The sequence below is a fragment of the Flavobacterium araucananum genome (assembly GCF_002222055.1).
GTDB lineage: Bacteria > Bacteroidota > Bacteroidia > Flavobacteriales > Flavobacteriaceae > Flavobacterium > Flavobacterium araucananum.
Genome location: NZ_MUGS01000011.1, coordinates 80,056 through 91,956 on the forward strand (window position 1 = coordinate 80,056; position 11,901 = coordinate 91,956).

7 protein-coding genes and 2 tRNA genes are annotated in these 11,901 nt (G+C 35.8%); 4 read left to right on the forward strand and 5 right to left on the reverse strand.

Annotated features, from left to right (window positions below; translation table 11 throughout):
* Positions 1-40: 40 nt before the first annotated feature.
* Together B0A64_RS08535 and sppA are read right to left on the reverse strand one after the other, a co-directional pair.
* Positions 41-988: an alpha/beta hydrolase gene (locus B0A64_RS08535; protein ID WP_089479091.1), complete on the reverse strand. Its 948-nt coding sequence runs from the start codon at positions 986-988 to the stop codon at positions 41-43.
* Positions 989-1,001: 13 nt separating this feature from the next.
* Positions 1,002-2,759 carry a signal peptide peptidase SppA gene (gene sppA / locus B0A64_RS08540; protein ID WP_089479092.1) on the reverse strand — a complete coding sequence of 586 codons (1,758 nt, stop codon included), beginning with the start codon at positions 2,757-2,759 and terminating at the stop codon, positions 1,002-1,004.
* 268 nt (positions 2,760-3,027) lie between these two features.
* On the opposite strand from sppA, the gene folK reads away from it, so the two are divergent.
* A complete protein-coding gene (gene folK / locus B0A64_RS08545) occupies positions 3,028-4,161 on the forward strand; it encodes a 2-amino-4-hydroxy-6-hydroxymethyldihydropteridine diphosphokinase (RefSeq protein WP_089479093.1) in 1,134 nt (377 codons plus the stop codon).
* 96 nt (positions 4,162-4,257) lie between these two features.
* Here folK and B0A64_RS08550 read toward each other — a convergent pair whose 3' ends face one another.
* The 3 genes from B0A64_RS08550 to B0A64_RS08560 form a co-directional block, all read right to left on the reverse strand.
* The gene (locus B0A64_RS08550) at positions 4,258-7,560 is read right to left on the reverse strand and encodes a T9SS type B sorting domain-containing protein (RefSeq protein ID WP_244285377.1); all 3,303 of its coding nucleotides are present in this window, start codon (positions 7,558-7,560) and stop codon (positions 4,258-4,260) included.
* 108 nt (positions 7,561-7,668) lie between these two features.
* Positions 7,669-8,205: an RNA methyltransferase gene (locus tag B0A64_RS08555; RefSeq protein ID WP_089479094.1), complete on the reverse strand. Its 537-nt coding sequence runs from the start codon at positions 8,203-8,205 to the stop codon at positions 7,669-7,671.
* 77 nt (positions 8,206-8,282) lie between these two features.
* Positions 8,283-8,708, reverse strand: a complete 426-nt coding sequence (locus B0A64_RS08560) for a DUF1573 domain-containing protein (protein ID WP_089479095.1) — start codon at positions 8,706-8,708, stop codon at positions 8,283-8,285.
* 158 nt (positions 8,709-8,866) lie between these two features.
* Here B0A64_RS08560 and mutS point away from each other — a divergent pair, with 158 nt between their 5' ends.
* The 3 genes from mutS to B0A64_RS08575 all read left to right on the forward strand — a co-directional run bounded on the left by mutS (position 8,867) and on the right by B0A64_RS08575 (position 11,796).
* Positions 8,867-11,473 (forward strand): DNA mismatch repair protein MutS, encoded by a 2,607-nt coding sequence (gene mutS, locus B0A64_RS08565; RefSeq protein WP_165769781.1) that lies wholly within the window; start codon positions 8,867-8,869, stop codon positions 11,471-11,473.
* Positions 11,474-11,623: 150 nt separating this feature from the next.
* Positions 11,624-11,696: transfer RNA gene (locus B0A64_RS08570), tRNA-Gly, on the forward strand.
* Positions 11,697-11,710: 14 nt separating this feature from the next.
* A tRNA-Leu gene (locus B0A64_RS08575) sits at positions 11,711-11,796 on the forward strand.
* The last annotated feature ends 105 nt before the right edge of the window (positions 11,797-11,901 follow it).

The window sequence follows — 11,901 nt, forward strand, 5'->3', positions numbered from 1 at the left end:
TATAAGTTCAAACGGATTTTTACTGTTTTTATGATTTTGATTATTTTTTAATGAAAGAAACAATCTTATTGGTAAGGATTTCTGACAGGGGTAAACTTTCATTATTATAACTATCAATGTTAGCCTGCGTATCGCCTTCAATGGTTTTCATGACATGATTCATGTTCTCGACAATCAAAAGTTCGGCATTTTTGTTTGCCTGCGATAAAAGTTCAGCGTCCTTAACCGTTACCTGCAAATCTTTGTTTCCTTGAAGGATTAAGACCGGGACTGTCAGTTTTTTAATTTCGGTTTGTGGATTATACTTAAACCAGGAAATTAAATAAGGCTGAATACTTGGTCTAAAAAGTGAATTAAGCATTGGATCGACCTTTTTTACATTGTTCCCGCTTTTCAGACTATCAATAATAGGAAACGTTAAATCCTCTAATTGTTTGTTTGCCTTAGACGCGATTTGAGTTTTTATCAGTTTGTCTGCTGATTCTCCCGGCCCTGCAATAGAGATAAATTTGTTTGCTTTTGCGCTCGCAATCATTCCTATTAAAGAACCCTCACTATGGCCAATTACAATTATCTGAGAAAAACGCTTGTCCTGTTTTAATAAATTAATCCAGCTTTTGGCATCTTCAGTATAATTTTCGAATACCAGCGTTTGTTCAGAAACCGCAGAAGCCTTGCTTTCACCAATGCCTCTTTTGTCATAACGTAACGATGCAATTCCGTTTTTTGCCAGAACTTCTGCCAGCATTTTCAAGGAATTGTTTTTCATCATCGCATTATTTCCGTTTCGATCCGTTGGTCCCGAGCCTGAAATAAGTAAGGCCACAGGATACTTCGTCTTTAGATCCGGAGTCGTCAGCGTACCAAAAATCTGATCTATATTAATTTTTAAGATTATAGGAGATTCCTTAAAAGTAATTTCACTTTTATTCTGACCCTGAATAATAGTCAAAAACAAAAGAGCAACAAGAACCAATAGCTTTTTCATTTTTCGAATAGAATTATTTAATATTTATCCCGAAAGGAAGCATCGCCTGAACGCCTTTTTGTTGCTGAAGTCTTTTTACCTGCTCGATAAGCATATAATTTTCCTCGCCAATTTCTTCTTTTATAAAAGCTTCTTTTGATTGCGCAAAAGGCAAACTGGAAAGGAGGTCATTAAAAGTTTTCTCGTATTCAGGATAGTTTTGTGTGCTGTATGATTTTATTTTAGCAATTTTAGCAGCCTCGGCAATAGCATCATTCAGACCGCCAATTTTGTCTACCAAACCAATTTTTAGGGCTTCAGATCCTGACCAGACTCTTCCTTGTGCAATTGCATCAACTTGTGCAAAAGTCATTTTTCGACCCTCGGCAACATGCGTTACAAAAGTGTTGTAAATGTGTTCAACTCCTTCTAAGGTAAAAGCTTTAAATTTCTCGTCTACAGGTACAAAAGGGCTGTAATTGGCCGAGTTTTCGTGCGTTTTTACCTGCTCTGTATTAATTCCTAATTTATTGGCCAAAGACGTAAAGTTGGGTAAAATTCCAAAAACTCCAATAGAACCTGTAATCGTATTACTTTCGGCAAAAATTTTATTAGCGTTACAAGCAATATAATAACCACCAGAAGCAGCATAATTTCCCATAGAAACGACAACAGGTTTTACTTTTTTGGTAATTTCAATTTCTCTCCAGATCAAATCAGAAGTTAGAGCGCTTCCGCCCGGACTGTCTATTCTAAGCACAATCGCTTTTACATCTTCATTTTTACGCGCTTCTTGCAGGGAACGACGCATAGAACCTTCGCCAATTACCGTAACATCTCCCTCGCCGCTTTGTATTTCGCCCTGAGCATAAATAATAGCAATTTGATCGGTAGCAGAATTTGTTAAAGCCGTTGTGATATTGTTTTGTGTGTAATCTAAAATCGAAATTTTATTATAATCATCATCGCCCGTTACTTTCAGGGCTTTCTTGATCGCATTATGATAAACATCTTCGTAGGCAACAATGTCTACCAGATGCTGTGCTTTTGCCATTTCCGGAGTTCTGGCTAATAAACCGTTTGCAATTTCGTTTAATTTAGGAAGCGGAATATTTCGGCTTTTCGAAATATCTGTCGAAACAGTTGTCCAGATCGAGTTCAAAAGAGCCGTTACCTGTTCTCTGTTTGCATCACTCATTTTGTTTTCTAAAAATGGTTCAACAGCACTTTTGTATTTTCCGTGACGAATCACTTCCATGTGAATGCCTGATTTATCCTGAAAATCTTTAAAGAACATTACCTCAGACGAAAGTCCTTTAAAATCCAGATCTCCTGCCGGATTGATGTAAACCGTATTGGCAACAGAGTTTAAATAATATTCTTTTTGAGAATAGGTATTGGCGTATGCCCAAACAAATTTTCCTGATTTCCTGAAGCTTTCAAGAGCATTTCTCAAATCTTTGTATTGAGCCAGGCCTAACGAAGACTCATCATTTAGAATCGAAATTCCCTTAATATTATCATCTGTTTTTGCTGCTTCGATTGCATTGATTACATCTGTTAAACCAACACCTTTTTTGTCAGAGAAAACAGTTACCCACGGATCTTTATATTTTCCGGCATAATCATTTTGAATTTGTTTCAGGTTTAATTCTATAACCGAATCATTTTTGACAGAAACAGAATCGTCTCCCCCAAAAATTGCTCCAATAAGAATTACTCCAAAAAAGAAGAACATAATAAATACAAAAATGCCGACAACTGTGGCAATTACATTTCCTAAAAACTTCATAAGCGTATTTTTTTAATAAGTATCGTAAAAGGTTGGTTTGTTACAAATGTATCTAAAAACAAATTATTTCTGATATACGATTTGGTGAAATATTTGTAGTTTTTACATTTTTAAACGTCTAATTAAAGATAGCTATTTTTTGTAAGATCTTTCGAGTTTTTTTAAAGAGATGTGTAAAATAAAAAACATAAAGTCGTTAAGAACTTCTGATTCTTGGCTTAAATAATGTGCTTAATTCTAAAATAGTTTTAGTTAATTTGCATTAATTATGAAGTCACAACACCAAGTCGTTTTATCTATAGGCAGTAATCAGGGAAACAGGTTAGCAAACATCGAGAGTTGTATCGATTTAATACATCAGGAAGTGGGAACTGTAATCCGGGTTTCAAAGTTATACGAAACACCTGCCTGGGGTTTCGAAAGCGATGCTTTTTATAATTGCGCTTTGGTTTTGCATACCAATTCATCTGCACAAAAAATACTGAATCAAGTTTTGAAAGTTGAAAAACAATTGGGCCGGATTCGCTCGAATCAACAAGGGTATCAATCCCGAATTATTGATGTTGATTTGATCTTTTTTGACGATCAGATTATAGACTCAGAAAAACTCCAAATTCCGCATCCTTTAATGCAAAACAGAAACTTCGTTTTGTTACCCATGCAGGATTTAAAATTAGATTGGAAACATCCTGTTTTTCAAAAATCTATTCCCGAATTAATTGCAATTTCACCAGATGATAGTATTTGTACGGTAGTTCAGGATTTAAAAAGTCCGTTGCGGGAAATTGCATTAGAAAGCTTTAATTATATTGCTTTTGAAGGAAATATCGGAGCGGGGAAAACTACATTAGTTCAAAAAATAGCCGAAGATTTTAATGCCAAAACAGTTTTAGAACGTTTTGCAGACAATCCGTTTTTACCCAAATTCTATAAAGATCAAAACCGTTATGCATTTCCGTTAGAAATGTCATTTCTGGCAGATCGTTATCAGCAATTATCAGATGATCTGGCGCAATTTGATTTGTTTAAAGATTTTATCATAGCCGATTATCATATCTTTAAATCCTTGATTTTTGCTAAAATTACCCTGGCAGAAGATGAATACCGTTTGTATCGAAACTTATTCGATATTATTTATAAAGAAATGCCAAAACCGGATTTGTATGTTTATTTGTATCAGAATTCAGAGCGTTTACTTCAAAACATCAAGAAACGTGGGCGTAGTTACGAGCAAAACATCGAGGCAGGATATCTGGATAAAATCAATACAGGATATTTAGATTATATTAAATCCCAAACTGACCTGAATGTGCTGATTATCGATGTCTCCGATCGTGATTTCGTAAAAAAACACGAAGACTACCTTTTTATCTTAAACGAAATTCAGAAGAAGTTGAGTTAATTAGATAATTGCTCTAACGTAATTTTTAATTATCTAATTGGCACATTCTCTAATTAACTTATCTCATTATCTAATTGGCAAATTATCTCATTAGATTTATCTCTTCAGCGAAAAATGCCCTTTTAAAACAGGTTTAGTATTGTCAATTTTCAGCGCATACCAATAGTCAGAAGCGGGCAGGGGTGTTTTATTAAAAGTTCCGTCCCAGCTCATTTTCGAAGTATTTAGTTGCGCAATAAGTTTGCCGTATCGGTCAAAAATAGTGACCTCCGCTTGCGGATAATTCTCCATTCCTGTTACTTCCCATAAATCATTATAAGAATCATTGTTTGGTGTAAAAAATGCAGGAAAAACCAGGACTACAAAGTTTTGTGTCGTTTGCCCACAGCCGCTTTTTTCTCGTACATACGCCATTTGTAAACCTCCGGGAACATCATAGAATACATTCGAATCCTGGAAAGTGGTTCCGTCTACAGAAAATTCAAAATAAGCAGCCTCTTTTTTAAGATAAATGACAGCCGTAGTTCCGTTTACATCGATTCGATCGATTTGAGGAAAAAGATGTTCTTCGACTTTAATTGTTTTTCTGCTCGTACAATTTTCCGGAGCAGGACTTGTAACATCTACAGTATAAGTTCCGCCAGAAGTCGCATCAATAGTTGGAGTTGTATCTCCGGTATTCCATAAATAAGACATTCCGGAAATTCCGGCGTCGAGCGTAACTTTTTGAAATTGGCACAAAGTCAAAGTTTCATCGGTAACCGCGGGAGGAGTATAAATGACAATGTTTACAGGAGTACGATTTATATTGATACAAGTACTGTTTGAGGCTTGAGCATAATAAGTCGTGTTGGCTGAAATCGTGGGTGTTGCAAAGCTGTTTCCCATATACACACTTGTTCCGCCCGTAGAAGTTGTAAACCAATTGATGATGCCAACATTAGAATTTGCTGCGATAGTTACACTTCCGGAACCGCAATTATATACCGTAGAAACTGTTGCAACAGGAGTGGCAGGTGTTGCATAAACAGTAGCGACAACTGGTCTTCTATTCGATTCGCAACCTGCATCTACATAATAAGTTGTGGTTGCGTTTAAGATTGGGGTTGTATATGAATTTCCGGTTGTAAGTAAAGTTCCTCCAACAGCAGCATCGTACCAGCCAATTGTTGCTCCGGTTGTTGCTGTAGCGTTAAAAGTAAAACTTCCGGAGTCGCAAGCTGCAATAGGTGTGCTGACCGATGTAACAATAGGAATAGTAATTTTAGTACTTGCAGCGATTTCTAATGGCAATTCGCCCGGCATACCTCCGTATTCTACAACGTAACCTTTTGGCTGATAATTGTTGCCGGAAACCAAAGATCCCGTGTTAGACAAATCATTCCAGGAACCTCTTATGCCAACTCCGGGTTGTGTAATATGAGCATATTTTTCATCTCCGCCCTGATTATTGGGCTCATCCGTATTCCAGAAAGCAAAATTAGGCGTAGAGCCATTTGCTGTTCCATTCCAGAAAACAGTTCCCGCTTCAGGTCCTGTAACCCATTTCCAGACCCCTTCGGCTTCGGCATCGCTCCCGCCAATCCAGCCCGTTCCGGAGGCTTGTTCGCCTATTAATTTGGCTTCATCAGTAGATAAAATAGTAGCCAGATACCCTTTAAGACCGTAATAAGTCTGGGCTTCGGCAGCCGCTTTTGCAGCAGTCCACGTAATGCCAATGCTGGGAACAAATAAATAATAATGTTGAGTAGAAGGCAGATAATTGGCCTGACCAATAGTGATAGAAAAAGTCTTAGTGCCGGAAGCTGTAGCCGAAGAATTAGAAAATACGACATCCTTAATGGCACTTTCAAGATCTGAATATAAAACAGTACCACCAGTAGCACTCGATAGTTTTAGTTTTCCGGCAGTAGCATCCCAACTTGTCACGATCGATGGATGTGCCGCAGCGTTCGAAAGCGTTAGCTTGTCTAAACCACTGGAGTAACCGGAAGAAATCTGGATATAACCCGCTTCTGTCCCGGGTTCAAGCAGATCATGGGTTATGGTAATAGAGGTTACAATATTAATAGTATTTTGTGGGCAGTATAATTGATCTCCCGTTGCTTTGATTACGGGAGGAAGAGTTGTGCTTGCATTGCATTTATTAGAATATATAGCAGGGGCGTCTTTATAAAATGGCCAGTTAGTATCAGAGTACGATTTGTTGTCTACTTGTATACAGCTAAGTTTTGAATTCGATTTCAAATCTAACTGTGATAGGTTCGTATTACTTCCGTTTTTTAAATTCAAACTAACCAATTGATTGTTGGTGCAATACATAACTGCTAAAGCCCGATTTTTAGAAACATCCAAATCTTTTAATTGATTGTTGTTAATCATCAAATGAGTTAAAGCAATGTTTTTTGAGACATCAATATCAGACAACTTATTAGAATTGCAATGAATGAGTACTAAGGCTAAATTATTCGAAATGTTTAGATTTGATAATTGATTATTATCGATACTAAAACTTTGCAAAAGGAGATTTTGTGTAATATCAATATCTGATAATTGATTAGAGTCGCAGTGTAAAATATTCAAATACCGGTTTTTAGAAACATTTAAACCGGATAGCTTATTCATGCTGCAAAACAAAGTAATTAAATGTAGATTTTTGCTAAGTTCTAAATTTAATACTTGATTGTTTTCACAAGTAAAATGATTTAAACTAATATTTTGTGAAGTGTCTAAGACGGATAGTTTATTGGAGCCGCAGTTTAAAGATTCGATTTTGTTGTTTTTAGAAACATCCAAAGTAGTTAACTGGTTTTCAGAACAGGATAAGTTGGTTAGGAGCAGATTGTTAAAAACATCTAAATTCAATAATAAATTATGGTCTAAATATAAAGTTTTCAAAGAGATGTTCTTGCTTAAATCTATAGCAGTCAATTTGTTGTTTTTGGCAGAAAAAAAGGTCAAAGCTGTGTTTTTAGAAATAGCAATGCTTGTCAATTTATTATTATCGATATTTATTATATCTAAATCAATATTATTTGAAATATCAAGCTGAATTAAGTCATTAAAACTGCAATTTAAATAGGTGAGATATAAATTGTTAGAAAGGTTTAAAGTGCTAATTCTGTTTCTTTTGCTTGGATCATTGTCGATTGCTCCAATGTTTAACTGTTCTAATTTTGCAAAAGCGCTAATTCCGGTTAAATCTGAAATTTCTCTGGAGGAAAGGTCTAATGCGATTATGTTGTTAATTTGTGCTGTAGAAACTTTGCCATCAATAACTCCATTGTCAATTCCTAAATCAATTAAAGCTTTTTCAAAGTTTGAATCAGGAATAAGAGTAAATTGGGCATAACCGAAAAAACCAATTAAAAATAAAAACCAGGTAATTCTATTTTTCATAAGCAATCTATTTCTAATTCTCTTTCGTAAATGTACTTAAGAGAATTGTAAAATAAATGCGGGTAACCGGTTATTTTGTTTATAAAAAATATTCCTTTTTTATATAAATCATAAATTCCATCGAATTTTTTGAAACAAATCCCAAACCACAATTCCGGCACTCACGGCAATATTTAGTGAATGTTTTGTTCCTAATTGAGGGATTTCGATACAGCCGTCGCAAATTGCAACCGCTTCTTGTGCTACGCCGTATACTTCGTTACCAAAGACCAAAGCATATTTTTGATTTTTGGCGACTTTAAAATCCTGAAGAAAAACGGCACTTTCAACTTGCTCAATAGCCATTGTTAGTACATTTTCTTTTTTAAGATTTTCGATAACCTCCAATACATTTTCATGATGCTCCCAGGCTACAGTTTCGGTTGCACCAAGAGCTGTTTTATGAATTTCTTTGTTGGGAGGAGTTGCTGTAATACCACACAAAATTATTTTTTCGATCAAAAAAGCATCGGCAGTTCGAAACACAGATCCAATATTATGTAGACTACGAATATCGTCTAATACTAATATCAAAGGTGTTTTTTCTGATTTTTTAAAATCTTCGATCGATTTTCTTTCCAGTTCGCTATTTTCCAGTTTTCTCATTTGTGTTGTATTCAGGTCATAAAAAAAGCCTCCAAAGATAAGGAAGCTTTTTCGATTATTTTATTTTGTTTTTCAGACTAGCTTTTGATAGGATCTGGTAAAACAGTACCTTTTATGGTAAGTACTTTTGTTGGTTGTCCTTCAGCATTAGAAGTAACAGTTACAGTTTTTGTAAAAGCACCAACTCTGTCAGTAGCATATTTTACACCAATAATACCTTTAGCACCTGGAGCGATTGGCTCTTTTGGAGTTGTTGGTACAGTACAACCACAAGATCCTTGTGTATTTGTAATGATTAATGGTTTAGTTCCGTTGTTTACAAAAACAAACTCACGTTTTCCATCTGCATTGTGTGCGATAGTTCCGTAGTCAATAGTTTCTGTTTCGAAAGCCATTCCAGCTCCTTCAACCTTAGCAACTTTAGCTGTTCCTTTTTTAGCCTGAGCGTTAGAAGCAGTAATTCCAACTACAGCTAACATAGCGAATAAAATTATTTTTTTCATCATTTGAATCTTTGATTTAATTATGAACAAATCTATATAAAATTCTTATATCTAGATACAAAAATTTCTTAAAATATTTTAATTTTTGAACGGCTTCGATATTCCTTTAAAATACCATAAATTCGCTGTCTTAATTTTTCATTTAAAAATACAATAATTTGGCAGCGAAAGAGAAAGTGGTGAAAGAAACACCGTTAATGAAACAGTACAACGAAATCAAGAGAAAATATCCTGATGCATGTCTGCTTTTTAGAGTGGGTGATTTTTATGAAACCTTTGGGGAAGACGCTGTTAGAGCATCAAAAATCCTTGGTATAACCTTGACTAAACGAGGAGCAGGTTCTGAAACCGAAACCGCATTAGCTGGTTTTCCGCACCATTCGATCAATACTTACTTGCCAAAATTGGTTAAAGCCGGACTTCGTGTAGCGATTTGTGATCAGCTTGAAGATCCTAAAATGACCAAAACTATTGTAAAACGCGGTGTTACTGAATTGGTAACTCCCGGCGTTTCTTTAAATGATGAGGTATTACAATCCAAAACAAATAACTTTTTGTCATCCGTTTATTTTGCCAATAAAAATATCGGAGTTTCTTTTTTAGATGTTTCAACCGGGGAGTTTTTGACCGCTCAGGGAAATGCAGAGTACATCGATAAATTGTTGCAGAATTTTAATCCGAGTGAGATTCTGGTTCCTAAAAACAATAAAGGAGATTTTAAAGAAGCTTTTGGAGATGATTTTCATACTTTTTATCTCGAAGACTGGATCTATAAAGAAGATTATGCTTTAGAGACTTTGACCAAACATTTTCAGACCGTTTCTTTAAAAGGTTTTGGAATCGAGGAATTAAAAGAAGGTATTATTGCCTCAGGAGCAATCTTGTATTATTTATCCGAAACACAGCATAATCGCGTGCAGCATATTACCGCAATTCAGCGTATTGCCGAAGATGCGTATGTCTGGATGGATCGTTTTACAATTAGAAACCTCGAATTATATCACAGCTACAATCCCAATGCAGTTACACTTTTAGATGTAATAGACAGAACGCTTTCGCCAATGGGAGGTCGTTTGTTAAAACGTTGGTTGGCTTTGCCCTTAAAAGATAGTACTAAAATAAAAGGGCGTCATGATGTGGTTTCGTATTTAAAAACCAATCCTGAAGTTTTGCATAATATTCAATATCAAATCAAGCAGATCTCAGATTTAGAGCGTTTGATCTCTAAAATTGCTGCCGGAAAAGTTTCGCCCCGCGAGATAGTGTATCTAAAAGAATCTCTGGATGCTATAATTCCGATAAAAACCCTGGCATTGTCAAGTCCGCAAGAAGCTGTAAAAGTTATTGGAGACAATTTGCATGCCTGCGATTTATTGCGAGAGAAGATTAAAACAACTTTAAATCAGGATGCGCCCGTAGCAATTGCCAAAGGAAATGCAATTGCCAAAGGTATTAGTGAAGAGTTGGACGATTTGCGTGCTATCTCGACATCCGGAAAAGAGTATCTGGAAGGAATCGAAAAAAGAGAATCGGAGAGAACTGGAATTTCTTCTTTGAAAATTTCTTTCAATAATGTTTTTGGATATTACATCGAAGTTAGAAATACGCACAAAGACAAAGTGCCAACAGAATGGATCCGTAAACAAACCCTGGTCAACGCTGAGCGATATATTACAGAAGAATTAAAAGAATATGAAACCAAGATTCTGGGTGCCGAAGAAAAGATTCATAAAATCGAAACCGATCTTTTTGAGCAATTAGTTGCCTGGATTGCTACTTATATCAAACCGGTTCAGATGAACGCAAATTTGGTAGCGCAATTAGATTGTTTATGTTCGTTTACCCAATTGGCGGTCGAAAATCAATATGTATGTCCTGAAATTGATGAAACTTTTGAGCTTGAGATCAAAAACGGAAGACATCCTGTTATCGAAAAACAATTACCGGTTGGTACACCTTATATTGCCAACGACGTTTATTTAGACAGAGAAACACAGCAAATTATAATGATTACCGGTCCCAATATGTCCGGTAAGTCGGCTATTTTAAGGCAAACCGCTTTAATTGTATTATTAGCTCAAATGGGAAGTTTTGTTCCGGCGGATAGTGTTAGAATGGGAATTGTGGATAAAATTTTTACCAGAGTAGGAGCATCGGATAATATTTCGATGGGTGAATCTACTTTTATGGTCGAGATGAACGAAACGGCTTCTATTCTTAATAATATCTCAGATCGTAGTTTAGTATTGTTGGATGAAATTGGAAGAGGAACAAGTACATACGACGGAATCTCGATTGCCTGGGCGATTGCCGAGTTTTTGCACGAGCATCCCGGAAAGCCTAAGACCTTATTTGCGACGCATTATCATGAACTAAATGAAATGACAGAATCGTTGCCTAGAATCCAGAATTATAATGTTGCTGTAAAAGAATTAAAAGATACGGTTCTTTTTATTCGAAAACTGATAAAAGGAGGAAGTGCTCATAGTTTTGGAATACATGTGGCAAAAATGGCGGGAATGCCTCAAATCGTAATTTTGAAAGCACAGAAACTATTAAAGAAATTAGAGAAGAATCACTCAAGCGATGCTTTAAACGGAATTAAAGAAGCGGGTGACGAAATGCAAATGAGTTTCTTTAATTTAGATGATCCTTTGTTGGAAGAAATAAAACAAGAGATCATGAGCCTTGACATTAATGCAATAACACCGGTTGAAGCATTGATGAAACTCAATGAGATTAAAAGGATGCTGGTTAAGAAATAAAATTCAGATTTAAAGTTTAGGTTATCAGAAAGTTATAAAATAAGTATATTTTTTTTTCAAAAAACGCTTGTGTAATTGAATAAATGTCCTAAATTTGCACTCGCAATACAGAACAAGTCAGGTATTGCAGTTCTTACAAGAATTTGAAATGCGAAAATAGCTCAGTTGGTAGAGCGCGACCTTGCCAAGGTCGAGGTCGCGGGTTCGAGCCCCGTTTTTCGCTCAAAACCATATAATGCTCGGATGGTGAAATTGGTAGACACGCTGGACTTAAAATCCAGTGAACAGCAATGTTCGTGCGGGTTCAAGTCCCGCTCTGAGTACTAAAGCCTCTTCTTTTGAAGAGGCTTTTTTTATGGTCTAAACTCGTCATTTTTAAAATAAATTTACAAAGTAAATTTATTTTAAAACAATCAACAATCAACAAT